This is a genomic window from Massilia endophytica (assembly GCF_021165955.1).
Lineage (GTDB): Bacteria > Pseudomonadota > Gammaproteobacteria > Burkholderiales > Burkholderiaceae_D > Rugamonas > Rugamonas endophytica.
In genome coordinates this window covers 1,554,009-1,578,822 of the sequence record NZ_CP088952.1, presented here as the reverse complement: position 1 = coordinate 1,578,822, position 24,814 = coordinate 1,554,009, and the positions used below count along the sequence as shown (strand labels likewise).

The 24,814-nt window shown below is 65.7% G+C and carries 18 protein-coding genes; 8 read left to right on the top strand and 10 right to left on the bottom strand.

The window, feature by feature from the left end; translation table 11 throughout:
• Positions 1-74: 74 nt before the first annotated feature.
• A complete protein-coding gene (locus tag LSQ66_RS07110; protein WP_231769090.1) occupies positions 75-782 on the top strand; it encodes a sensor histidine kinase in 708 nt (235 codons plus the stop codon).
• On the opposite strand, the gene LSQ66_RS07105 is transcribed toward LSQ66_RS07110, so the two are convergent.
• Entirely contained in the window at positions 783-1,664 is an 882-nt protein-coding gene (locus LSQ66_RS07105) for a helix-turn-helix domain-containing protein (protein WP_231769089.1), read from the bottom strand.
• 116 nt (positions 1,665-1,780) lie between these two features.
• Here LSQ66_RS07105 and LSQ66_RS07100 point away from each other — a divergent pair, with 116 nt between their 5' ends.
• Positions 1,781-3,208: a cytochrome P450 gene (locus LSQ66_RS07100; RefSeq protein WP_231769088.1), complete on the top strand. Its 1,428-nt coding sequence runs from the start codon at positions 1,781-1,783 to the stop codon at positions 3,206-3,208.
• Here LSQ66_RS07100 and LSQ66_RS07095 read toward each other — a convergent pair.
• Together LSQ66_RS07095 and LSQ66_RS07090 are read right to left on the bottom strand one after the other, a co-directional pair.
• Positions 3,205-4,503 carry an NAD(P)/FAD-dependent oxidoreductase gene (locus LSQ66_RS07095; RefSeq protein WP_231769087.1) on the bottom strand — a complete coding sequence of 433 codons (1,299 nt, stop codon included), beginning with the start codon at positions 4,501-4,503 and terminating at the stop codon, positions 3,205-3,207. The genes LSQ66_RS07100 and LSQ66_RS07095 overlap by 4 nt on opposite strands.
• A gap of 41 nt (positions 4,504-4,544) precedes the next feature.
• Positions 4,545-4,979 carry a hypothetical protein gene (locus tag LSQ66_RS07090; protein WP_231769086.1) on the bottom strand — a complete coding sequence of 145 codons (435 nt, stop codon included), beginning with the start codon at positions 4,977-4,979 and terminating at the stop codon, positions 4,545-4,547.
• Positions 4,980-5,115: 136 nt separating this feature from the next.
• On the opposite strand from LSQ66_RS07090, the gene LSQ66_RS07085 reads away from it, so the two are divergent.
• From LSQ66_RS07085 to LSQ66_RS07070, 4 genes are read left to right on the top strand one after another with little or no spacing between them, the layout of a single operon-like run.
• Positions 5,116-5,550 (top strand): MarR family winged helix-turn-helix transcriptional regulator, encoded by a 435-nt coding sequence (locus LSQ66_RS07085; RefSeq protein WP_231769085.1) that lies wholly within the window; start codon positions 5,116-5,118, stop codon positions 5,548-5,550.
• Positions 5,547-7,058, top strand: a complete 1,512-nt coding sequence (locus LSQ66_RS07080) for an MDR family MFS transporter (protein WP_231769084.1) — start codon at positions 5,547-5,549, stop codon at positions 7,056-7,058. The genes LSQ66_RS07085 and LSQ66_RS07080 overlap by 4 nt, the downstream gene beginning before the upstream one ends.
• 17 nt (positions 7,059-7,075) lie before the next feature.
• The gene (locus LSQ66_RS07075; protein WP_231769083.1) at positions 7,076-8,500 is read left to right on the top strand and encodes an efflux transporter outer membrane subunit; all 1,425 of its coding nucleotides are present in this window, start codon (positions 7,076-7,078) and stop codon (positions 8,498-8,500) included.
• Positions 8,501-8,508: 8 nt separating this feature from the next.
• Positions 8,509-9,657: an HlyD family secretion protein gene (locus tag LSQ66_RS07070; RefSeq protein ID WP_231769082.1), complete on the top strand. Its 1,149-nt coding sequence runs from the start codon at positions 8,509-8,511 to the stop codon at positions 9,655-9,657.
• On the opposite strand, the gene LSQ66_RS07065 is transcribed toward LSQ66_RS07070, so the two are convergent.
• Together LSQ66_RS07065 and LSQ66_RS07060 are read right to left on the bottom strand one after the other, a co-directional pair.
• Positions 9,658-11,244 carry a hypothetical protein gene (locus LSQ66_RS07065; RefSeq protein ID WP_231769081.1) on the bottom strand — a complete coding sequence of 529 codons (1,587 nt, stop codon included), beginning with the start codon at positions 11,242-11,244 and terminating at the stop codon, positions 9,658-9,660.
• A 73-nt stretch (positions 11,245-11,317) separates the two neighbouring features.
• Positions 11,318-11,803: a GNAT family N-acetyltransferase gene (locus LSQ66_RS07060; RefSeq protein ID WP_231769080.1), complete on the bottom strand. Its 486-nt coding sequence runs from the start codon at positions 11,801-11,803 to the stop codon at positions 11,318-11,320.
• Positions 11,804-11,869: 66 nt separating this feature from the next.
• Here LSQ66_RS07060 and LSQ66_RS07055 point away from each other — a divergent pair, with 66 nt between their 5' ends.
• Positions 11,870-12,163, top strand: a complete 294-nt coding sequence (locus tag LSQ66_RS07055; RefSeq protein WP_231769079.1) for a DUF6916 family protein — start codon at positions 11,870-11,872, stop codon at positions 12,161-12,163.
• A complete protein-coding gene (locus LSQ66_RS07050; protein ID WP_231769078.1) occupies positions 12,160-13,182 on the top strand; it encodes an SAM-dependent methyltransferase in 1,023 nt (340 codons plus the stop codon). The genes LSQ66_RS07055 and LSQ66_RS07050 overlap by 4 nt, the downstream gene beginning before the upstream one ends.
• Here LSQ66_RS07050 and LSQ66_RS07045 read toward each other — a convergent pair.
• From LSQ66_RS07045 to LSQ66_RS07020, 5 genes are all read right to left on the bottom strand, one after another.
• On the bottom strand, positions 13,179-13,886 hold the full coding sequence (locus LSQ66_RS07045) for a phage tail protein (protein WP_231769077.1): 708 nt from the start codon (positions 13,884-13,886) through the stop codon (positions 13,179-13,181). The genes LSQ66_RS07050 and LSQ66_RS07045 overlap by 4 nt on opposite strands.
• 77 nt (positions 13,887-13,963) lie before the next feature.
• A complete protein-coding gene (locus tag LSQ66_RS07040; protein ID WP_231769076.1) occupies positions 13,964-14,668 on the bottom strand; it encodes a phage tail protein in 705 nt (234 codons plus the stop codon).
• 35 nt (positions 14,669-14,703) lie between these two features.
• Complete coding sequence (locus tag LSQ66_RS07035; RefSeq protein WP_231769075.1) at positions 14,704-15,723, bottom strand: DUF4214 domain-containing protein; 1,020 nt, start codon at positions 15,721-15,723, stop codon at positions 14,704-14,706.
• 108 nt (positions 15,724-15,831) lie between these two features.
• Positions 15,832-17,448 carry a DUF4214 domain-containing protein gene (locus LSQ66_RS24685; RefSeq protein WP_269449153.1) on the bottom strand — a complete coding sequence of 539 codons (1,617 nt, stop codon included), beginning with the start codon at positions 17,446-17,448 and terminating at the stop codon, positions 15,832-15,834.
• Positions 17,449-17,586: 138 nt separating this feature from the next.
• Positions 17,587-24,666 (bottom strand): SwmB domain-containing protein, encoded by a 7,080-nt coding sequence (locus LSQ66_RS07020; protein WP_407659570.1) that lies wholly within the window; start codon positions 24,664-24,666, stop codon positions 17,587-17,589.
• Between the last annotated feature and the right edge of the window lie 148 nt (positions 24,667-24,814).

Sequence of the window (24,814 nt, the reverse complement as noted above, 5' to 3'; positions counted from 1 at the left end):
CACGATTATGCCTGTGCGACATTTTGACAAAACCTCATGTATCATCGGATGCCTTAACTACCGGCATTAAACCGATGACCATGCCTGCCCCCGCAACGGAAGATCCACCGAACGCGATGCGCGCCGCCGACCTGAGCGACCTGCTGGGCCATGTCAATGCCTGCTGGGACGAGCAGCGCCGCCTGCTCTCCCGCCAGCTGCACGACAGCCTGGGCTCCTCGCTGACGGCGCTCACCATGCATCTGGGCCTGCTGACCGCCAAGCTGCCGCAGGACCCCGCCCTGCTGGACCGCGCGGCGCAGATGAAGAACCTGCTGCACACCATCATCGAAGCCAACCGCCAGATGCAGCACAAGCTGTGGAACGACAAGCTCGAGTTCCTCGGCATCCGCGTGGCGCTGAGCGAGGCGGCCGCGCAATTCGGGCAGCAGCATGGCATCACGGTGCGCTGCAGCCTGCCGGAAGAGGAGCCCCTGTGCCCGCGCAGCCACAGCGTCGCCCTGCTGTGCGCGCTGGAAGAAGGCCTGCGCAATATCGTGGACCATGCCCAGGCCACGGAAGCCGATGTGATCGTGGACGACAACGAGGACGAGATCATGCTGACGGTGAAGGACAACGGCATCGGCGCCGACGGCCTGCCCGCCATGGATTCGGGCAAGTACGGCCTGCGCATCGTGCGCGAGCGCGCCTTCCACCTGGGCGGCACCCTCAGCCTGGCGACCAGTCCCGGCGGCGGCGCCGCCCTCACCCTCACCCTGCCGAAGCCCTTGCCCGCCGCCTGATCAGGCCCAGATGCGGTACATCCAGTAGCTTTCGTCGCTCAGGCACAGGCGCGCCAGTTCGCTCGGCGTGAGGCCGGACAGCTGGCGCGATTCCCGGCTCAGGTGGGCCTGGTCCGCATAGCCGCCGCGCGCCGCGATATCGCTCCACGACACCTTGCCCTTCAGCACTTCGTCGCGCGCCTCGATAAAGGACTGCTCCGCGCGCCGGATGCGGCGCAGGGTGCGCATCGGCAGGCCCGCCCATTCGCGCAGCCGGCGCTCCGCCATGCGGGCGCTGCGGCCCAGCCCCGCCAGGGCGGCGCGCGCCGCCATGCTGCGCAGCCAGTCGGCCGCCGCGGCCCCGGTCTGGCCCAGCGCGCCCTGTTCGGCGGCGCGCACGGCGCGCCAGCGCGGCTCCAGGAAATCCTCGATGACCGCCATGCGCGCATCGTCATCGGGCGCGGCCACCACGCGGGCCGACATGGCCTGCCAGTCTCCATCCAGCACCTGTTCCAGGGGCAGCATCCTGTCGACCAGCAGCGCCATGTCGATTCCTGCCAGGCGGTGCAGCGCATCGGGGAAGAACAGTATGCCCATGAAGTGCACCGGGCCCGGGCTGCCCGTCACCGTGGGCTGGGACTGCAGCCCGTTGACCAGGGCCTGGCCCGCCGCCAGTACGCCGCCCGCCGGATCGGGCGGCTCCACCATGGCCAGCTCCCCTTCCAGGGTCCAGGTAATGCAGCTGAACATGGAAGCCGGGTAACGGTTCAGGCGGTCGCCCGGCGGCAGCTCGCCGCAGTCCAGCGTATTGCGCACAAAGCCCGCGCGGATGCAGGACGCCAGCGAACGGCGCGGGAGCAGCAGGCGCGCGACAGGCGCCTTGGTGGGAGTGTGGTCGGCCATGAAAACATTGTAGCCGAGCTGCAACGAGCCGGCGGCGTGTCGCAAAAATTCAAGACGGTGCCGCCGGGGACTGCAATACTAAGGCCGCATACCACAAAAGAATAAAGGGTAACCTGATGAGCCTCAATGCGAATGCCGCTTCCTCCGCCGCTCCTGTCCGCCGCATCGACGACCTGCCGGGCCCGCGCGGCCTGCCCCTGCTGGGCAATGCCCTGCAGCTCAAACCGCGCCGAATTCATTTACAGATGGAACAATGGGCGGCCGAATACGGCCCCGTGTTCCGGGCTCGCCTGGGCCGCCGCGCGGCGGTCGTGTTCAGCGACCCGGCCGACATCACCGCCATCCTGCGCGAGCGGCCCGACACCTTCCGCCGCCCCGCCATCACGGCCGAAGTCTCGGCCGAGCTGGGCGGACAGCCCGGCGTCTTCCTGGCCGAAGGCGCGGACTGGCGCCACCAGCGGCGCATGGTCATGCAGGCGTTCGCCCCGCATGCCATCAAGGCCTATTTCCCCTTGCTGACCAAGGTCGGCGCCCGCCTGCAGGAACGCTGGGGTCAGGCCGCGCGGGAGGGCCAGGCCATCGACCTGGGCGCGGACCTGAAGCGCTACACGGTGGACATTATCGCGGGCCTGGCTTTCGGCGCCGAGGTCAACACCGTGGAAAAAGGCGACGACGTGATCCAGCAGCACATGGAGAACGTGCTTTCCGGCGTGGCCCGCCGTTCGCTGATGCCCCTGCCTTACTGGCGCTATGTCCGCCTTCCGGTGGACCGCCGCCTGGAGCACAGCTCGGCCGAATTCACGCTGGCGGTCAACAGCTTCGTGGCCGAGGCGCGCAATGCCATGGCGGCCGATCCCGGCCTGCGCAGCGCGCCGCAGAACCTGCTGCAGGCCATGATCGCTGCCACCGAGCAGCCGGACAGCGGGCTGGGCGACGAAGCCGTGGTAGGCAACGTCATCACCATGCTGCTGGGCGGCGAAGACACGACTGCGAGCGTGCTGGGATGGATGATCTGGCTGCTCTCCCGTAACCCGGAAGCGCTGCGGCGCGCGCAGCAGGAAGTGCTGGAGCATGTGCCCGACGTGGCGAACATGACGATGGCCCAGGCGGACGCGCTCGACTTCATCGACGCCTGCGCCCACGAAAGCATGCGCATTAAGCCTGCGGCGCCCTTCATTCCCCTGCAGACGGTGAAGGATACCGAGATGGGCGGCGTGGCGCTGCCGAAGGACACGATCGTCTGGTGCGTGATGCGGCATGCGGCAATGGCCGAGCACTACTTCCCGCAGCCGGAGCATTTCAAGCCGGAGCGCTGGCTGGAAGGCGGCGGCGCGGCGCGCGCGGCCGCCCTGCCCTTCGGCGGCGGTCCGCGCATGTGCCCGGGGCGCTATCTCTCGCTGCTGGAGATCAAGGTGGCGATGGCGATGCTGCTGGGGCGCTTCGACATCGAATCGGTGGAAGCGGTGGACGGCCTGGCGCCGGAGGAAGTGATGGGCTTCGTGATGGCGCCCGCCCCCATGCGCATGCGGCTGCGGCTACGCTAGTGCAGCTTGACCAGCGGGGTTGTGCGCTTGATGAGGAAGCGCGCCAGCGCCAGCACGCCGGTGCGGATCGTGCCCAGCACCGCCTGGTGATGCATCAGGTGCAGGCTGGTGTACATCATGCGCGCGAAGAAGCCTTCCACGAACCAGTTGAAGCCGCGCAGTGATCCCATCAGGCTGCCCACGGAGGTGGTCTGGCCGAAGGACACGAGCGATCCATAGTCCCGGTACGCATACGGCTTGCCCTGCGGCGCCTGGCCGCGCGCGATGCGCAGGAAGGTGTCCACCAGATAGTCCGCCTGCTGGTGCGCCGCTTGGGCGCGCGGCGGCACGGGCTTGCCGTCCGCTCCCATGCACTGGGCGCAGTCGCCCAGCGCGTAGATATTGGGGAAGCCCTTTACCACCAGCTCTCCGCTCACCTCGATCTGCCCGCCCTTGGCGACCGGCAGCCCCAGCCCGCGCAGGAAGTCCGGCGCCTTGATGCCCGCCGCCCACACCACGATATCCGAGGGATAGACCTCGCCCTTGGCCACCGTGACGTGGTCCGGTTTGATGTCCGTGACGCGGGTATCGGTCACCACCGTGATGCCGCGCTGGTTGAGCAGCTTGAGCGCCGCCCCCGACACGCGCTCGGGCAGCGGCGCCAGGATGCGCGGCGCCCCTTCCAGCAAGGTGATGCGCACATCGCGTACCGGATCGAGATGGCCGAAGCCGTAAGCGGCGTAGACCCCGCTGGCCTCGCGCAGTTCGGCCGCCAGCTCCACGCCCGTCGCGCCGCCGCCGATGATGACCACGTCCACGCCCTGCGTGCCGTCGCCGCCCTTCTCCAGCGCGGCCTTGGTAAGGAGCTTGAGCAGGGTGAGGCGGAAGCGCTCGGCGTCCTCGGTGGCGTTCAGGGAAATGGTGTACTCCTGCGCGCCCGGCACGCCGAAGTAGTTGGAGGTGCTGCCGACGGCGATCACCAGCTGTTCGAAATGGATGGTGCGTTTTGGAAGGACAGTCTCGCCGGCCTGGGTGCTGATGGCGTCCACCTCGATAGTGTTGGCCGCCGTGTCCAGCGCCTGCATCGCGCCGTAGACATAGGTGAAGCCGTTGTCATGCGCCAGCATCTGGTAGGACAGGCCTTCCTGGTGGATGTCCAGGGTGCCCGCCGCCACCTCGTGCAGCGAAGGCTTCCAGATGTGATACAGGCGGCTGTCCACCAGCATCACCTTCTCGGGTCCCAGCTTTCGGCCCAGTTTGCAGGCCAGCTCCAGGCCGCCCGCCCCTCCACCTACGATCACGAATTTGCTTTGCAAACGGTTCTCCTCAATGTGCGGGGGCGGCCTACGCGGCCCCGTCAGTCGTGGCCTTTGCCGTGGCCCTTGCCATGGCCGTGGCCGCCGTGTTTCTCGTGCTTGTCGTGCTTGTCGTGGCCGCGGCCGCCGCCGTGGCGCTCATGCTCCTCGCGGTAGCGCGGAGCGTAGTCGTTCAGATACCAGCTGTCGCGCACAAAATAGACGTTACGCCCACAAGCATTATAACGGTGGCAATGCTTGCGCCAGTTCTTCTCGTGTCCGGGCGGGACGCGCAGGTAAATCGGCTCGGCGATATAGCGCGCCGGACGCTGCACGATCACCGGCTCCGCGTAGATGACTGGCGGCGGCGCCATATTGCCGATGTCCAGTCGTCCGTAGAAACCGGGCTGGCCCACGCTGATGGAAACGCCGACGTCCTGGGCGAAGGCGGCGGTCGAAAGAGCCAGGAGGCTGGCGGCAAGAAGCTGTTTTTTCATGGTGTGCTCACTAATAGTTACAAGGCGGTAGCCAGCTTTATTGTAAGCGGGCAATTCACTATTGGTATGTTCGTTGGCGCACGTAGCCGTTTGCATGTTAGAATTTACTTCGATATCTAACTATTTGATGGCTTATATGTCGCTCTCTATCGAAGAACGCTTCGCCCGCGCCCTGCACAACACCGCCCGCTCCTGGCGCCTGGCCCTGGACCGGCGCATGAAGGACCTGGGGCTGAGCCAGGCCAGCTGGCTCGCCATTGCCACCCTCGCCAAGGGCGAGCCCCTCTCCCAGACCGAGCTGGCGCGGCGCCTGGGGATCGAGGATCCGTCCATGGTGGCCATGATCGACCGCCTGGTGAAGGCGGGCCACATGGAACGACGTCCGTCTCCCACCGACCGCCGCGTGAAGCTCATTTACCTCACCGACAGCGGACGCGACGTCTACGCCCACCTGCGCGCGGTGGCCGATCCCTTCCGCAGCGAACTGCTGGCGGACGCCGACCAGGTGCAGCTGGAGCAGATGACGCTCTTCCTCGAATCGCTGCAGGCGGCCATCGAGTCCAGGGCATGAACACAGGGGACGGCATCAACCGCCGCATGATCACGATATCGATCATGCTGGCGACCATCATCCAGGCGCTGGACGGCACCATCGCCAACGTGGCCCTGCCGCACATGCAGGGCAGCCTCTCTGCCTCGCAGGACCAGATCACCTGGGTGCTCACCTCCTTCATCGTGGCCGCCGCCATCGCCACGCCGCTTACCGGCTGGCTGTGCGACCGCTATGGCCAGAAGAACATCTTCCTCGCTTCCGTTGCGGGCTTCACGGCCGCTTCGGTGCTGTGCGGGCTTTCGTCCTCGCTGACGGAGATCGTGATCGCCCGGCTCCTCCAAGGCGTGTTCGGCGCGGCCCTGGTGCCGCTGTCGCAGGCCACCCTGCTCGACATCAACCCGCGCGAAAAGCACGGTTCGGCCATGGCCGTGTGGGGCATGGGCGTGATGATCGGCCCCATTCTCGGCCCCACCCTGGGCGGCTGGCTGACCGACAGCTACAACTGGCGCTGGGTCTTCTTCATCAACGTGCCGGTTGGCGCGCTGGCCTTCTACGGCATCTGGCGCTACATCCGCCCGGCCGAGGCGCCGCGCAAGATGCGCTTCGACGCCTTCGGCTTCATTACCCTGAGCCTGGCCATCGGCTCCCTGCAGATGCTGCTGGACCGGGGCGAACAGAACGACTGGTTCGGCTCCACGGAAACCTGGGTCGAGGCCATCCTGCTCGCCGTGAGCTTTGCCTGGTTCGTGGGCCATACCTGGACCACGCCGCCCGGCCAGTCCTTCTTCGACTACCGCCTGCTGAAGAACCGGAACTACGTGAGCGGCCTGCTCTTCATCTTCATCGTCGGCCTCGTGCTCTTCGCCACGCGCGCACTGACGCCGACCATGCTGCAGGGGCTCATGGGCTATCCGGCCGCCGTCGCAGGACTGGTGACCGCGCCCAGCGGCCTCGGAACCATGCTGGCCATGCTGGTGGTGGGCAGGCTGGTGGGCCGCTTCGACCTGCGCCTGCTATTGGCAACAGGCTTCGCCATCACCGCCTTCTCGCTGTGGCAGATGAGCCGCTACACCCTGGTGCTCTCGCAGAGCGACATCGTGTGGCCCGGCGTGATCCAGGGCCTCGGCCTGGGCCTGGTGTTCGTGCCCCTTAGCGCGGCCACCTTCGCCACGCTCTCGCCAGCGATGCGGGCCGAAGGCACGGCAATCTACAGCCTGGTGCGAAATATCGGCAGCAGCATCGGCATCGCGCTGGTGCAGACGCTCCTCGTACGGAACACGCAGTCCATGCACGCCTCGCTGGTGGAGAAGGTGAACATCGCCAATCCCGCCCTCCTGAACAACGCCACCACGCCGGATGCGGCGCTCGCCCTGAACAACGAGATCACGCGCCAGGCCTCGATGATCGCCTACGTGGACGACTTCTGGCTCATGACGCTCATGACGCTGGCAGTTATTCCCCTGCTCCTGCTGGTGCGTCCGGCCGCGAAACCGGATGCGGCGGCCAGCCACGCCGCCATGGATTGAAAGATGAAAGCAAAACGATGAAACCGAAACGACTCCTGCTCGCCTGCGCGGCGACGCTGAGCCTCGCGGGCTGCGCCAGCATCCCGCCCGACCGCCATCCCCTTGCCATGCGCGAGACGCCAGCCGAACTGCCCGCCTCCATCCACCTTGCGCGCGAAGGCTGGCCGGAAGCCCAATGGTGGACGGTATACGGCGACCACCAGCTCAATGAGCTGATCGGCCAGGCGCTGGCGCGCGCTCCCAGCCTGGACCTGGCCGCCGCGCAGATCGCGGCAGCCCGCGCCGCCGTGAACCGCGCCGGCGCGGAACAGGGACTGGAAACCGAGCTGACCGCCAGCGCAGGCCGCCAGCGCTACTCCGCCAACGGCCTGCTGCCGCCCCCCATCGGCGGCTCCTGGGTGGGCGAACAGACCGTGAACCTCGAAGCGCGCTACCACTTTGACTGGTGGGGCCGCAACAAGGCTGCCGTGGAAGCGGCCATCGGCGAAGTGCAGGCCCGGCGCGCCGCGTACGCCGCCGCCGAACAGGATCTCTCCGCCGCCATCGCCCAGCACTACTTCGCCCTGCAGATGCTGTGGGCGCGCGGCGCCAACGTGGCGCAGATGGCGGAAAAGCAGGAAGCCGCCATTGCGGACCGGCGCCAGCGCATGAATCACGGCCTCGCCAGCGCGGACGATCTGCGCACCGCCGAGGCGGGGCTGCTGATGCTGAAGAAAACGGGCGAGCAGCTCGATACCGAAGCCTCGCTCGAGCGCGAGGCGCTGCGCGCCCTGCTGGGCGCGGGCAGCAAGGCCCTGGACAGCCTGAAGCCCCTGCCTCTCCAGCAGGCGCCGCACCGACTGCCCGCCCAGCTGGGCTTCGAACTGCTGGCGCGCCGCCCCGACCTGCAGGCCGCGCGCTGGCGCGTGCAGGCATCCATGAGCCGCAGCGAGGCAGCGAAGGCAGCTTTTTATCCCGACCTGAACCTGGGCGCCGCCATCGGCCTGGACTCCATTTCCGTATCGAAGCTGCTGCGCAGCGGCAGCGCCACGGCCTTCTTCGGCCCAGCCATTTCTCTGCCGATTTTCGACAGCAGGCGCCTTTCCGCCCAGCTGGAAGGCGCGCGCGGCGAGCGCGATGTGCTGATCGCCGAGTACAACCTGGCCGTGGCGGATGCGGTACACGACGTGGCGCGCCAGGGCGCCGCCTTGCAAGGCATCGAGCGCCAGCTGGCGCAGCAGGCCGCCGTCAACGCCACCGCTGCCGCCGTGGCCCGCTCCACCGAGAGGAAGCTGCAGCAGGGCCTGGCCGACCGCAACACCCTGCTGAACGCGGAGCTTGCGCTGCTCCAGCTGCAGGACCTGTCGCTGCAATTGCAGCAGCGCCAGCTCCTGGCCGAAGTGGCCCTCACCCATTCCCTCGGCGGCGGTTACCGCGCCACGTCCTCTCTCACATTCCGGTAAGGATCATCATGAGCGAAACCACACCTAATCCCTCGAAGCGCAGGAAAGTCCTGGCGGCGATCACCGCCGCCTTCATCGCCGCCGGCGCCGCATATGCGGCCTGGTATGCGCTGGTGCTGTCCAAGTACCAGGAAACCGACAACGCCTATGTGGGCGGCAATCTGGTCACCCTGTCCTCCCAGGTCACGGGCAACGTGGAGGCTATCCGCGCTGACGAAACCCAGCTGGTGCAGGCGGGCGCGGAACTGGTGAAACTGGACCCGGCGGACGCCGACGTGGCCCTGCGCCAGGCGGAGGCGAAACTGGGCGCCATCGTGCGCCAGGAGCGGCAGCGCTATGCGGACGTAGGCCAGTACGAGGCCGCCATCGCCCAGCGCCGCCTGGCGCTGAAGAATGCCGAAGCGGACCTGGCGCGCCGCCTGCCCCTGGCCGCGGACCATACCGTGTCCGGCGAAGACGTGGAGCATGCGCGCCAGGCCGTGGCCAACGCAAAGGCGGCCGTCGCGGTCGCGGCGAAGCAGGCGGAAGCCGCACGGGCCGGCGTGTCGGGCGTGCCGGTGGCCGAACATCCGGCCGTGCAGGCGGCGCGCGCCGACTATGTGGCCGCCTGGCTCGCCTCGCGCCGCAATGCGATCCTTGCGCCGGTGTCAGGCTATGTGGCGAAACGCAGCGTGCAGCTGGGCGCCCATGTCACGCCGGGCACCGCCCTGCTCTCCATTGTGCCGCTCGAGCAGCTGTGGGTGGATGCGAACTTCAAGGAATCGGAGCTGCGCGATATCCGCGTGGGCCAGTCCGCCGAGATCGAGGCCGACATGTACGGCAGCAAGGTGGTCTTCCATGGCAAGGTGGTGGGCATGTCGGCAGGGACAGGCAGCGCCTTCTCCCTGCTGCCTGCGCAGAACGCGAGCGGCAACTGGATCAAGGTCGTGCAGCGCGTGCCGGTGCGTATTGCCCTCGATCCGAAGGAGCTGGCGGCGCATCCCTTGCGCATCGGCCTCTCCACCACGGTGAAGGTGGATATCCGCGACACCACGGGCCGCATGCTGGGCCAGCCGATGCCGCAGCAGCCGGTCTACACAACCCGGGCGCTGAACCAGCCCCTGGCCCTGGCCAGCGGCGCGGCGGACGGCGTCATCGCGAAGAACCTGCTGCACTGATCACGCGGCCTGCCCGCCCATGGCCATCTGCAGCTGGGTCATGGCGGCGTGGGACTGGGCGATCACCTTGTCCGCAATGCGCTTGCGCATGCCCTGGATGCGCCCTGCGGCTTCCGCCTCCAGCATCAAAGGCGTGAGCAGCTGGCGGGCCGATTCGTGGAAGGCTTCGCCGATGCGTTCGAGCTGCGCGGTGAAGGCCTCCTCCGCCGCCTTGAGGCGCTTGCGCAGCTCTTCCTCGAAAGCGCGCCGCTTGTCGCGGATCTCCGAGCGCTTGCGTTTGTTGGTATCTGTGGCCCATTTGAAGGCGCTGGCGAGCAGCACGGCGCCGCCCACGAAAGGCACCACGGGCGCCACTACCGGCACCACCACGGCCACGCCGAACAGGTAGGCGGCCGTTCCCGTGCCTGCCGCCGCCATGGCCCCGCCCATCAGCGTGAGGTTGGCGGCCGTGTCCATGGTGTTCACCAGCCGCGTGCTGATGCGCAGGCGCGGCATGAGCCGCGCAAGCGCCGCGTGGTGCTGGCGTTCGAACACGCTGGCCTGGGTGAGCCGGATGTCGGACTGGAACAGCGCCAGGTCGTGATTGAGCAGGTCCAGCGCTTCCTCCTTGCGCTTGACGACGCGGTCGATACGGCGCTCCATCTCCTGTCCGAACTGCTGCTGGGCGATGCCTGCCCACAGCTCGGCGTCCTTCCACTGGCCTTCCTGCAGCCGCTCGCCGATGGCCACTTCGATGGCGTTGCCCGCGTCCTGCACCGCGTCCTCGATATCCTGGGCCAGCAGCCGCCGCTCGTAGGCCACTCGGGCGTCGACCAGGGCGAGCCTCTGCAGGACCTGCTGCCGCAGCTGTTCGGCCGTGGCGGCCAGGCTGGCCGCGCTGGCTTCGGCCGCCGCCGCCGCGGTGGCCGATTCCTGATAGGTGGCGATGCCCTGCCCAATCAGGGTGAGGGCGCGCTCCACGGTGTCGCGCAGCTGCTCGGCCGTCATCATGCCGCCGTTGAAGCCGCGCGCGTGGTCCAGCAGCTCGACCTGGCCCGTGCTGCGGCCGAATTCCGCCACCGCGTCGACGAGCCCTTTGCCCCGCACCAGCTTGCGCGCCTGCGTGCCGATATTGTTGAGCAGGCGGCGCTCCTCCTCGGGCGGCAGGCCGTACAGGTTTTCAGGCTGGAGGCGGATGTCGAGGGCGCGGGCGATGCGCTGCGCCAGCGGCCGGGCGGCCCGGCCTTGCAGCGCCAGCAGCGGTTTGATGGTGTCGTAGGCGGCCATGCGCGCCGAAGGCGCCACTCCGGCGCTGGCCTTGGCCAGGGCGTTGAGGGCCCAGTCCACGGTGACGCCGGATTCGATGGCGTTCAGGACCAGCGCGGCAAAGACCGCCGAGGCCTTGCCTTCGCCGGCGATATCGGTCACGGCGGCGAACTGGGCCAGCGTGATGGCGCCGTCCGCGCCCACGGCCACCGCGCCGACGGCCCGCGCCAGTGCGGAGGCGAAGCTCTGGTCATGGCACAAGTGTTCGTCCAGCGTGCGGATGGATAGGCCGCCATGCGCGGCTTGCGGATCGATAGTGACCGTGCTGTCGCTGCTGTTCACGATGCCCTCGCTGCCAGTATGTTCCCTGGCCGATTCTAGCGAAACGCCCAGCAGCGTGAAGCACGGAACGCCGCTAGGGCGCGGGCCAGACCATCTGCTCGGCCAGCATGTCGCCTCCTGCAGGGACAAAGCCCAGGCTGTCGTACAGGCGGCGCGCGGCGGGATTGTCGCGGCGCACGCTCAGCGCCAGGGCAGCGCCGGCGGCACGGGCCTTGGCCTGCAGGGCGCCCAGGAGGGCCGCGCCATGGCCCCGCCCCCTGGCGGCAGGCAGCAGTGCGATATCCACGATACGCCAGGGGCTCGCGCTGCAGTCGACCAGCAGCCTGCCCAGCGGCATTCCGTCCTCCTCCACGATCAGGCTGTCCGCATCCGGATAGGTCTGGCGGTAGCCGCCGCTTTGGGCCCGCCACTGCAGGTCGAGCAGCAGCGCCAGCATGTCGGGCGTAGCCGCGGCCAGGCTCAGATCATCGCGCGTGCTGGCATAAAGCGCTTTCAGGAAGGTATCGTCGGCAGCCTGGGCTGGCCGCAGTTGCAGATAATCGAGTTCGAGTGCGAGCATGGCGCTGAATGGTTGAGGTGCTTGCCTCCATCCATCATAATGCCTGAAATCTATTTTAGAAACGCCATGAATCCAACACCCGCATTCTTCCTGCCTCTGATCGGCAGTACTTTTTCGATCGATACCCAGGCCGGGCCTGTGCCGCTGCGCCTGGAGTCCTGCGCCGAGGCGCCGCGCCGCGGCTTGCCCGAGCAGTTCCGAGCTCCGCTTTCCCTGGTGTTCAGCGGCCCGGCGCAGCCCCTGCTGGTGCAGGACAACTACTACGTCGACCATCCGGCAATGGAACGCCAGGTGTGGTGCATCGCGCCTACGCCGCCGAAGCAGGCGGACGCGCAGCACTACATGGTGATATTCGCATGAGTCCCGAGGACCGCGCCGAGCTGCGGGAACTGGCGCGCGCTATCGCGAGTCCTGCCAGGGAACGGGAGAGCCTGATGCGGGAATCGGCTGCGCTGCGCCTGCTGCTGGAACGCTGTACCGGTCTACGGCCCGAGGACCAGCCGCTCGACGACAGCAAGCAGACCAGCACCGCCGCCGGGCTGGCGCTCTCCCCTCTCAGGGCGGCCATGTGCGCGCGCGAACCGCTGCGCACGATCACCTTCATCAAGGGCCTGGCCGCCGCCATCGAACAGGCCCGCAGGCCGGAGCGGCCCGTGCGCGTGCTGTACGCAGGCTGCGGCCCCTTCGCGACGCTGGCCCTGCCGCTCATGGCGCTGTCTGGCGCGCAGGAAGCAGAGTTCACCCTGGCCGATATCCACGCCGCCTCCCTGGATTGCGCGCGCGGCCTGGTGGAGGGCTTCGGCCTCGCTTCGCACGTGAGCGGCTATGTACTGGCGGATGCCTGCACCATGATCCTCGATCCTGCGCAGCTGCCGGACGTGATCGTCTCCGAAACGATGAACGCCTCGCTGCGCAGCGAACCGCAGGTGGCGATCATGCGCCATCTGGCGGCGCAAGCGCCCGGCGCGCTGCTGGTGCCCGAATCGGTGACGGTGGAAGCCTGCCTGCTGCGCCTCGGCAAGGAGCTGCCGCCGCCGCTCGAAGGGCCGGATGCGAAGCCGCAGCCTGCACAGCGCGAGCGCATTGGCCTTGGGCCGGTGTTCCGCCTGGACCGGGAAGCGATCGAGGCATGGAAAAAGGAAGGCGGTCTGCTGCCCGCCGGGGCAGTGCGGATTCCGTCCGAGGTGCCAGCCGGAATGCAGGCCCGGCTGCTCACGAAAATCGTGGCCTTCGGGCCGCACAGGCTGGACGACTACGAATGCAGCCTGAACCTGCCGCAGCACTTCCCCGGCCGCCCCGCGCTGGCAGGCGGCGAACAGCTGCAGTTCGCCTACCGGATCAGCGACGCGCCAGGCCTGGTGCTGCTAGAAACCGCCTAAGGACGCGGCGGATAGATGCCGTCGTAGAAGCAGATAGCGTGGGTCAGCGCGACGAAAGGCGGCATCACCGCCGGCACGGTAACGCTGAAGGGCACGGAATTCGGGAGCGGGCTGGGAGCGCCGACCACATTGAGCGCGACTATGCCCCCGGTAATACCGCCGCCTCCCCCACCGCTCGCCACGGCGGTGTTGGTATTCAGCGTCGTGGTGCCGTTGCTCGCCGTAGCCGTGTAGCCCAGCGGCGCGGCGCCCAGACCCGGTGGCTTCAAGGGAGCGAAGTAGCCATCGGCAAGCGGCGCAGCGCTCGTGGCGGTGTCATTGCTGACATTGACCTTGATGGTGGGCTCGACGAAAGGACTGTCGCCGCTGCCGGTAAAGGTGGCCGCATGAGTGTGCTGGGGCAGCTGGTTCATGCTGGTAACGGTGGCGACCCCGACGCCATGGACGGTGGTGCTGCTTGTACCGCCATTTTGCGCCCACGGGTAGGTGGCGAGCGGCCCCTGGCCCATCTGGACCGGCGCACGGCCGCGCAGGTCCGGCAGCATGAAAGTGCTCCGGCCGTCGCCGCCATAGGCGTTGCTGATCAGCGAGAACAGTGCCGGATACTGCTGCACGGCCAATGTCTGCCCCGCGCATGGGAGCCAGCCTGCCGGGGCCCAGCTCATTGAAAACAGGCGAATCTCGCCGATATATGCTTCTGCCATGTATTCCCCAGCGTTCTAGGTATTGTAATTTTTTGGATCCCGGCCAGCCCGCGCTGGCCGGGTGCTCCCCAGGCCTCTTATGGGCGCGGAGGATAGATGCCGTTGACGCAGATCGCGTAGTTCATCGCGAGGAAAGGCGGCATGACCGGCGGCACCGTGACGGCGAAGGGCACAGGGATCGGGCTCGGCGTGACAGCCCCGGCCGCGGCAACCGTGACCGTGCCGCCGGTGATGCCGCCGCCCCCGCCGCCGCCCGCCACGGCGGTATTGGTATTCAGCGTCGTAGTGCCATTGTTCGCCGTGGCCGTGTAGCCCAGCGGCGCGGCGCCCAGGCCAGGAGGCTTCAAGGGCGCGAAATAGCCATCGGCCAGCGGCGCCGCGCTGGTGGCGGTGTCATTGCTGACGTTGATCTTGATTGTGGGATCGACGAAGGGGCCGCCGCCGCTGCCGGCGAAGGTGGCAACGTGCGTGTGCTGGGGCAGCTGCGCCATGCTGGTAATGGTGACCGAACCGGCGCCGTTGACGGTGGTATTGCTGGTGCCGCCCTTCTGCGCCCAGGGATAGTTGCCCAGCGGTCCCTGGCCGATCTGGATCGGCACGCGGCCGCGCAGGTCCGGCAGCCCGAACGTGCTCTGGCCGTCGCCGCCGAAGGTGGCGCCGATCAGGGAAAACAGCGCCTGGTACTGGTTTACCTGCACCATCTGGCCCGCGCATACGAGCCAGCCTTCCGGGACCCAGCTCATTGAAAACAGGCGAATCTCGCCTACATACGCTTCTGCCATACCTGCTCCTTTATTTTTTGGTTGAAAAGTCTCTGTCAGGTAGTGACGATGTTCGTGCTGTTCACACCAACCAGCAGCATGCTTTCCATGGACTCGGATATCGTCAGCAATACCTGTCCGCGATCATAGCCCATGTCCATGAGTTGGTGAACCCAGAGGGACTCTTCGGCCGTTATCCCGCGCTGCAAACCAGTCTGGAATACTTGCTGAATGAAAGCGTCATCCGATATCGGTGCGTTCGGATTGACCATGAGCGAGGCAAAAGTGTCGGCAATGTCGCCGATGCGCGCGCCATGTTCGATAGCCCACAGCCAGGAATTCAATCCCGCCTCGTCCGGCGCGCGTCCGAAGGCGGTGTTATACAGGCGGGCCATGACGGCCACGTCGCTGTTGATGAAGTCGATGGACGTTTGCAGCGACAGCTTCTCGGCCGAATTGACGATCATCAGCGCCAGCGTGGCGCGGTCCAGGCCTGCTTCCAGCTGCGGCACCCAGTATTCAAGTTCCACCTGGCTGGCTTCGCGGCCAAGGCTCGCCGAATACAGCTCCACGACGAAGTAGCCGTCGTCCAGGCCACGGTCGGCCTCCGGCGAGGCCAGGAAGGCCGAGGCCACGTCGTGCAGCGACTTCCCGCCGCGCACCTGGTCCTCCCAGTAGGAGAGTTCGGCCGCATTGGGTGTGCGCTCCAGCAGGCCCTCGTAAAGACGCAGCAGGACCTCGCTGGTGCTCATGTCCTGGCCCTGGAAGGCCAGGATTTCGATGTTGTGCAGGTCATCCACGTCGCCGCCCGCGTTCAGCGTCATCGTGAGGTGTCCGTCCTTGATGCGGAAAGCATAGTCCTCGCGCCGGGCGTCCATGCGGGCGATGTCGATGCCGTCGCCGCCATCCAGATAGTCGTTCCCGCCGCCGCCAATGAGCAGGTCCTGGCCCGCTTCGCCGTAGAGGCTGTCGTTGCCGAAACCGCCGTCCAGCAGGTTGTCTCCCGCATCGCCGTGCAGAACATCGTCTTTCACGGGCATTTCGACCGGGACAGGGGTGGGGATAGATGTCGTCATTTTGTTTCCTCAGAACATAACTGCGAAAATACTAAGGGATGGTGCCCAGTTTTTCGCGGTTACATACATTTAGAAACAATTCTTCCAGTCAACTACCCCTGAGTCTGCTCAGACGATTACGATATCGCTGTCGATCACGCCCACCAGCTGCACGGCTTCGAAGGATTCCGACACCGTGAGCAGGACCTGGCCGCGGTCAAAGACCGGATTCTCCATCAGCTTGAGCATGAATGCCGATTCCTCACCGGTGGGATTGCGATGCAGGGCGTTCGTGTACACCTGCTGTATGAAGCCTTCGTTATCGATGACCACCGGCAGCCTGTCGGGGATCATGGCTGCCGCGAACGCATCGGCGACATCGCCAATCGACATGCCCTTCTCCAGGTGGACGAGCCATGTGTTGATGCCTGCTTCGTCCGGCGCACGGCCGAAAGCGCTGTGATACAGGCGCACCAGCACCCCAACGTCCGAGCTGCCGATATCCACGTCATAGGTCATGCCCAGTTTTTCGGCGGAATTCACGAAGCCCAGCGCCACCGCGCCGCGGTCCATGCCCTGCTCCATGCGGGCCAGCCAGGCCTGCAGCTCGCCCTCGCCCGGCACCCGGTCGAGCACGCGCTCATACAGTGCGGTGACGAAGCCGGCATCGGTGGACACCCCTGCCTCCTGCGAAAACGCGATGCGAAGCGCCAGGGACTGCAGGGAAGCGCCCTGCTCCTGCAGCTCCTGCCAGAACGCCACTTCCGCGGCATTTGCGTCGCGGTCGAGCAGGGCCTCGTACAGGCGGCCGATCGCGTCGGCCGTGTCCGTGCCCGCCTCGGTGAAGGCCAGGATTTCTACGTTGTGCAGGCTGTCCGTATTGCCCGTGCTGGGCGCCAGCTGGCTCACCTGCACATGGCCGCCGTTCACGCGCACCGAATAGTCGAAAGGACGTCCTGCCATGTAGGCGATATCGATGCCTTCGCCGCCATCGAGCAAGTCGTCGCCCATGCCGCCATTCAGCAGGTCGTTGCCAGCGTCGCCATACAGCTTGTCGTTGCCAAGCCCCCCGTTCAGCAGATCGTCGCCGCCGCCACCGTGGACGGTATCGTCGCCCGCTCCCAGCTTCAGGTTCTGGCGCTCGCCATCGGCGAACAGCTGCATGGAGCGGCCGCTTGCCTCCACCGTCACATCGCCGCGCACGAAGCCAAAGCCGACATTCTCCAGGCGTACCGGCGCATTGCTGTTCAGCGAGGAGGCGTTCAGCAACACGGCAACGCGGGCCGCGCCTTCCTGCGCCACCACCCCGAACGACTCGCTCTCCGTGGGCAGCGCGGCGCCGCTGGTGATCACCGTTTCGAAAAGCACGGGCGCGTCGCTGGCGAGGGCCTCGTTCACGAACAAGGCCGCGCCTGCGTGGAGCTCAGTGCGCTGGGCGTCCGGAACGCTCATGGAATCGATCATTGAGATCAGCTCCGGCAATGCATTCTCCGAACTGTGCGCAGTGGCGTCGCCACCCGACTCGAAGCCCACATAGTTTGGAAGCTGCACCGTCAGCGAGGCGCCGGGAGCGCTCACGATGCCAATGTCGGCCAGGTGCGGGTTGCCGGTATTGTCCGGACGCTGGGGCGAGACCGGGAAGACGCGGAAGGTCTGGTTGACGGAACCGTCAGGCTGGTTGAGGAGAGTACGGTAAGCCAGAACGCCATCGATCTGAATCGGTTCGGGCAGAGGTGGAGTGGACATGACTGAAATCTTCCTATTGAGATTAGAGGTGCTGAAATCTTAATAGGAAAAAAATGTAGAAAATCTTCTACATACAATTGGAAACACACTTTACAGCCGGGATGGACGGCGCACGGCCATCCATCCCTTGAGGGCCGATTACGCGAGGTCGATGCTGGTGTTGATGGTGCCCACCAGCGTGATGCTTTCAGCCGATTCCGCCACATTGAGCAGCACCTGTCCACGGTCGAACACGCCCTGCTGCATCAGGCCTTGCAGGGCCAGCGATTCCGCCGCCGTCGGCGCGCGGTGCATGCCCAGCAGGTAGAGCTGGTTGATAAACGCCGCATCGCCGCCCGGCTGCTGCAGGGCCTGCGCTTCCGAGGAAGTGGTGAACGCGTCCGCAATTGCGCCCATCGTCATGCCCTGCTCGTGCTTGGCCAGCCAGTAGTTCAGGCCTGCCTCGTCGGCAGCGCGGCCGAACATGGTGTTATACATGCGCACCAGTACGGCCACGTCGCTGTGGTTGAAGTCCACGTTCACCGCGGCGGCCAGCTTCTCCGTCGAATTGACGAAGCCCAGCGCCACGGTCGCGCGGTCCATGCCGCCAGCCATCTTGCCAAGCCAGAAGTCTGCCTCCTGGCTCGACGCGGCGCGGCCCAGAACGTTCTGATACAGGCCGGTGACGAAGGACAGATTGCTGGCGCCATTCACTGCCACCGCTTCCGTCGAACCGGCGATGGAGGCAGCGATATCGTGCATGGTGGCGCCGCGCGCTTCCTTGTCCTGCCAGAAGGCCACTTCCGCCGCGGAGGCCGAGCGATGCAGCAGGCCCTCGTAGAGGCGCGCCAGTACGTTCTCGCTGGTGCCCATGCCCTGCCCGCCGATGAAGCGCAGCGTTTCCACCGACACCACCGTGTCGACGCCGTCGGTACCGGATTTCGCCGTCATCACCAGCTTGTCGTTCGACATGCGCAGGGAATAAGCGTCGCTGCGGCCACTGAAGCGGGCAATGTCCAGGCCCGTGCCGCCGTCCACATAGTCGTCCCCTTCGCCGCCGAACACAATGTCGTTGCCCTCGTCGCCATAGACGCGGTCGTTGCCGCCTGCGCTGCCCACGGTGTCGTTGCCGCCGCCGCCGTGCAGCACGTCGTCATCCGCACCGAGGAAGATCGTCTGGCTGGCGCTATCGCCCCACACCTTCTGGGAGCCGGAACCGCCGCTGACATTCGCCGTGCCGATGATGGCCGCGAACTCCACGTTCTGCAATTCGATATTGACACCGCTCGTCTGCGAGCGCGTATCGATTACCAGCGCGACCTGGGTTTCGCCCGCAGCCGTTGGCTGGCCGCTGATGGTCAAGGCATTGCTGCCTGGCGTATTGCCCGCGGTGACGACGGTCTGCACCAGCAGCGGCGTGCTGCTTTGCAGGTCGCCCAGGAAGCCAGTGCCGCCGCCGGTGAGCGAATTCTGGTCCGCCGAACCGCTGGTGGTGTGGGCCTTGATCTCGCGGATCAGGTCCGTCAACGAACTGCCCGCGGTCTTCGCCTGGCCAGGACCGCTGGCCTGCAGGCCCACGCCCACGGGCACCTGAACCGTCAGGAGCGAGGTGCCGCTGGAGTTCTTCACCAGCGGGATATCGGCAACGGTGTTGTCGCCCACTTCCTCAACGCGCCCGGTCGTCACGACCGGAATCGTCACCACCGTCGATACGGAACCATCGCTGTTGGCCACAGTGCCGGTCTGCACGGCCACACCGTCCACCGTGCTGGTGGTTGGCGGTGTCGAAGGGCTGGGCACGGGAGTGTTGTTGGTGACAGCCGTGGCGCCGAGCGTCACGGCGTCGTTGCCTGCCGCGTCCTGGATCGCGTTGGCGTCGTTGCCACCGGTCGGATCGGTGTACGCAACCGTGACCGCCTGGCCATTGGTAACAGCGGTTGCAAGCGTCAGCGTGACGGTCTTCGCATTGGCATCGACGACGACGTTGCTGACGGCAACTGCAGAACCGGCTGCGGTCACGGCAAAGCGCGCGGCCGCCGGGCCATTGACAGCATCCAGCGACACCGCTTCCGTGTACGTCATCACGAGGGTGGTGCCGTTGACGGTGGCCGAAGCAAAGACCGGCGCGGTGACATCCGGAGTGTTGTTGGTGGCGGCAGTCGCCGCGAGGGTGATGGCGTCGTTGCCTGCCGCATCCTGGATCGCGTTCGTGTCGTTGCCGCCGGTCGGGTCAGCGTAGGCCACAGTGACAGCCTGGCCCGCGGTGACTCCGCTGGCCAGCGTCAGCGTAACCGTCTTGGCGGCGGCGTTGACCGACACGCTGCTGACACTGACGGCCGACCCGCCTGCCGTCACGGTAAACGCGCCCGCTGCGGGAGCATTTACTCCATCCAGCGTGCTGGCTTCGGTGTAGGTCATCACCAGCAAGGTACCGTTGACGGCTGCAGAAGCGAATACCGGAGCCGTCGTGTCCACCGTGTTGTTGGTGACAGAAGTCGCACCGAGCGTGGCGGCATCATTGCCCGCGGCATCCTGGATCGCGTTGGTGTCGTTGCCGCCGGTTGGATCGGCGTAGGCCACCGTGACGGCCTGGGCAGGAGCTACCGCGCTCGCCAGCGTCAGCGTGACGGTCTTCGCAGCGGCGTTCACCGATACGCTGCTGACGGTAACGGCCGAACCACCCGCCATGACGGTAAATGCTCCAGCTGCTGGAACGTTCGTCGCATCCAGCGTCGTCGCTTCGGTATAAGTCAGCACCAGCGTGGCGCCATTAACGGCTGCGGAAGCGAAGACCGGCGCTGTGACATCAGGCGTATTGTTGGTGACGGCCGTTGCGCCGAGCGTGATGGCGTCGTTACCCGCCGCATCTTGAATGGCATTCCCATCGTTGCCGATGGTAGGGTCGGTGTAGGCCACGGTCACGGCCTGGCCAGGCGTCACCGCGCTCGCCAGGGTCAGCGTAACGGTCTTGGCGGCCGCGTTTACAGAAACACTGCTGACGCTAACCGGCGAACCGCCCGCCATCACGGCAAAGTCGCCAATGGCTGGCGGATTCCCCGCATCGAGCTGGGACGCATCGGTGTAGGTCATCACCAGCGAGGCGCCGTTGACGGCGGCAGAAGCGAAGACCGGGGCAGCAACGTCCGGCGTGTTATTGGTGACGGTGGTCGCGCTCAGGGTAACCGCGTCGTTGCCCGATGCATCCTGGATCGCGTTCGCATCGTTGCCACCCGTCGGGTCGGCATAGGCAACGGTAACAGCCTGTCCGGCAACGACGCCGCTCGCCAGCGTCAGCGTAACGGTCTTGGCCGCCGCATCCACCGAAACGCTGTTCACGGTGACCGCCGAGCCCCCCGCCATGACCGTGAAGCGGCCAGCCGCGGGCGCATTGCCTGCGTCCAGGGTCGTGGCTTCGGTATAGGTCATGACCAGCGAGGTGCCGTTGACGGCGGCGGAGGCAAATACAGGGGCCGTCGTATCCACGGTGTTATTCGTCACTGCCGTGGCGCCGAGCGTGGCAGCGTCGTTGCCGCCGATATCCTGGATTGCGTTCGAGTCATCGCCGCCCGTCGGGTCGTTGTAGGCCACCGTGACGGCCTGGCCGGTGATCACCGCGCTGGCCAGCGTCAGCGTCACCGTCTTGGCGTTGGCGTCCACCGCCACGCTGTTGACAGTGACGGCCGAGCCGCCCGCCATCACGGTGAACGCTCCGGCTGCGGGAACGTTCGTTCCATCCAGAGTGGTCGCTTCGGTATAAGTCATCACCAGCGTGGCGCCATCCACGGCGGCAGAGGCGAAGACTGGCGCCGTGGCATCCGGGGTGTTGTTGGTAACAGCCGTTGCACCAAACGAGGCCGCATCATTGCCTGCTGCGTCCTGGGTCGCATTGGCGTCGTTGCCGCCGGTCGGATCGCTGTAGGCGACGGTGACCGATTCGCCGGGATTCACGGCGCTCGCCAGCGTCAGCGTGACAGTCTTGGCGCCAGCGTTCACCGTTACGCTGTTGACGGTAACCGGCGAGCCGCCTGCCATGACGGTGAAGTCGCCAGCCGCCGCGGTATTTACTGCATCCAGCGTGTTGACATCAGTGTAGGTCAGCACCAGCGAAGTGCCGTTGACAGCTGCCGAAGCAAGCGCAGGAGCCGTGGTATCGGGCGTGTTGTTGGTGACGGCGGTGGCTCCCAGCGTGGCAGCGTCGTTGCCTGCTGCATCCTGGATTGCATTCGCGTCGTTGCCGCCAGTCGGGTCGGCATAAGCGACGGTGACGGCCTGGCCGTTCGCAACCGCGCTGGCCAAGGTCAGCGTGACGGTCTTGGCGGCAGCGTTGACCGACACGCTGTTGACGGTAACGGCCGAGCCACCCGCCATGACAGTGAAGGCGCCAGCGGCGGGCGCATTCACAGCATCGAGAGTAGTGGCTTCGGTGTAGGTCATCACTAGCGTGCTGCCATTGACTTCTGCGGACGCAAAGACCGGGCCCGTAGTGTCTGGAGTGTTGTTGGTGACTGCCGTTGCGCCAAGCGTAGCAGCATCGTTGCCTGCCGCGTCCTGGATAGCGTTGGCGTCGTTGCCGCCGGTCGGATCGGTGTAGGCGACAGTAACTGCTTCGGCGTAGCCTACAGCGGTGGCCAGCGTCAGCGTCACCGTCTTGGCAGCGGCGTTCACCGACACGCTGTTGACAGTGACAGGCGAACCGCCTGCCATCACCGTGAAGGCGCCTGCGGCGGCGACATTCACCCCGTTCAGCGTTGTAGCTTCGGTGTAGGTCATCACCAGCGAAGTGCCGTTGACGGCTGCCGAGGCAAAAACGGGCGCTGTCGTGTCGGGCGTATTGTTGGTGACGGGCGTGACGCCAAGCGACGCGGCGTCATTGCCTGCAGCGTCCTGGATCGCGTTGGTATCGTTGCCTGCAGTGGGGTCAGTGTAGGCTACAGTAACTGCCTCGGCGTACCCGGCGGCGCTTGCTAGCGTCAGCGTGATGGTCTTGGCGGCGGCGTCAACAGATACGCTGTTGACGGCGCGCGCAGAACCGCCCACCGTCACGGCAAAATCCCCTGCAGCAGGGACATTCACGGCGTCCAGAGTGCTGGCATCGTTATAGGCCAACACCAGCGATGCACCGTTGACGGTCGCCGACGCAAAGACCGGCGCCGTGATATCAGGCGTGTTATTGGTGACCGCAGTGGTGCTGAGCGATGCGGCGTCGTTGCCTGCAGCGTCCTGGATGCCGGTCGGATCATTGCTTGGGGAGCCGTCAGCGTAGGCTACGGTAACGGCCTGCCCGAAGGCCACAGCGCTCGCCAGCGTCAGTGTGACGGTTTTGGCGGCGGCGTTCACGGACACGCTGCTGATTGTGACGGTTGCACCGTCCGCCTCCACATTGAAATGACCTGGGATTGGGCCATTACCAGCGTCGAGCTGGGAGTCATCGGTGTACGTCAGCACCAGCGAGGTGCCATTCACTACCGCCGACGCAAAGACCGGCGCCGCAGTATCAACCAGAATGCCAGTCAGCGTCGGAATATGGCCGGTCAGCGTCAGCGTGGCATTGTTGCCGGCCGCGTCCTGGATCGTACTGGTGCCAAGTGAAAGAGCCCCTACCGAGATGCCATTGGCATCCAGGTCGCCTGCCTGCACCGTATAGTGATAAGTTACCGTGGCGCCGGACTTTGAGAAGTAGCTGGCGCTCCGCGCGGTGCTTCCGATGGTCAGCGCAAGACTGCTATCGGTGCCGCTAACGGTCACGTTCTCGTCAAAGGTGACGGTAAAGCTCAGGGTCTGACCTTCAGCATAGACCGCATCAGCCGGAACGGAGATATTGCCGGTGACTGCTGGCGCAGTGGTGTCGGGCGTATTGTTGGTGACGGCCGTCGCACCGAGGGTGGCCGCGTCATTTCCTGCAACGTCCTGAATTGCGTTCGTGTCGTCGCCGCCGGTCGGGTCAGTGTAGGCCACGGTGACTGCCTGTCCGTGCGTCACCGCGCTGGCGAGCGTCAGGGTGACGGTGTTAGCGGCGGCGTTCACGGCTACGCTGTTGACTGTGACGGAGGAGCCTCCTGCCATCACCGTAAAGGCACCAGCGGCTGCCGCATTCGCCGCGTCTAACATGCTCGCCTCGGTGTAGGTCATCACCAGGGACGTACCATTGACCGCTGCAGACGAAAATACCGGGGCAGTGGTATCAGGTACGGCCACGCTAACGTCGATATCGTCTATTGATAACGTACTAGCGGACGAGAACGAGAAGCGGATCTCATCGATATCGCCGTATGCGGAATTGAAGGTAAGCGTCCCAGCGCGGCCATTGCCATCATTGTTGGACATGCTATAGCTGATGTTTCCAGCGGAATCTGAACTTCCCATATTCACAGACTCCGCCGCCACGATCAGCTGCCCCCCGGAATAGGCGGCAATGGTTAGAGTAGCAGGGGAAGCGGCAGTCTGTCCGATCTTGAAGGATTCGATCTTGAAGTTGCTGCCGTCCGCCGACTTCATCGCAAATGTCTGCACCGCGAGTTGGTCGTAGTTGAGTAACACGGCGCGGTCATTGCCCCCGCCATCTACGTTCAGCAAATCAGCCCTGTCGGCGTAGAGGGCAATGGCCATGTCGGAATCGGGACTCGAGGTGAACTTCCACGCGCCGAACGTCATCTCCGTGCCAAACCCGCCATCGATGGTGGTAGCGCCATCGAAATTGACATCAGTGACAGCAAGTAGACCGCTGAACGCTGCAATCCCTGTCTGCGACAGCGCAATTGGCGTGCCGATCGCAGCGGTCTGCGTTTCCAGCATCCAGTCACCTCCGAGGACAGCGCTTCCAGTCAGATCGGTCGAGGCGGCGATCTTTGCTGCAGTAGCCGCTGCCAGTGCCGAAATGAAGGATTGGCCGGCTGCGCCCTTGGCAACATCACAGCCATAAAGCAGCAGCTCACCTTTTCCGGCGAACGTGTCTCGCATCAACGCAAGCTCGGAACTGTAGCTATGCAGACTCGCCTCGCTAACCAAGGCCGAACCCAGCTGGAGCGCGCCCGGTTCACCGTGACTGAACACGTGTACAGCCCCGATGTCGGTGCGCCAAGCCAGCACGGCGGCGATCTGCGCCAGACCATCGTGCGTGCTGTCGATCAGGACAAATTCGACGCCTTCCCTCAACCCGTCGACCAGCGTTTGGTAGTCGGCAATCGAAGTATCGATAAAGGCGATTTCTTTGGCAGTGGATGCAATAACAGCGGAAGCCATGGGGGCAGACTCCATTTAGTTTTGGATAGAATTGGTGAGATTCTTTTAGTTAATATTATGAACAGCGATATTATTTCTAATGCAAAATATCTCTCAAAAAGGAATGATATACGGAAATCGTTCCGGAAGGACAGAAATCGTCAGTCTG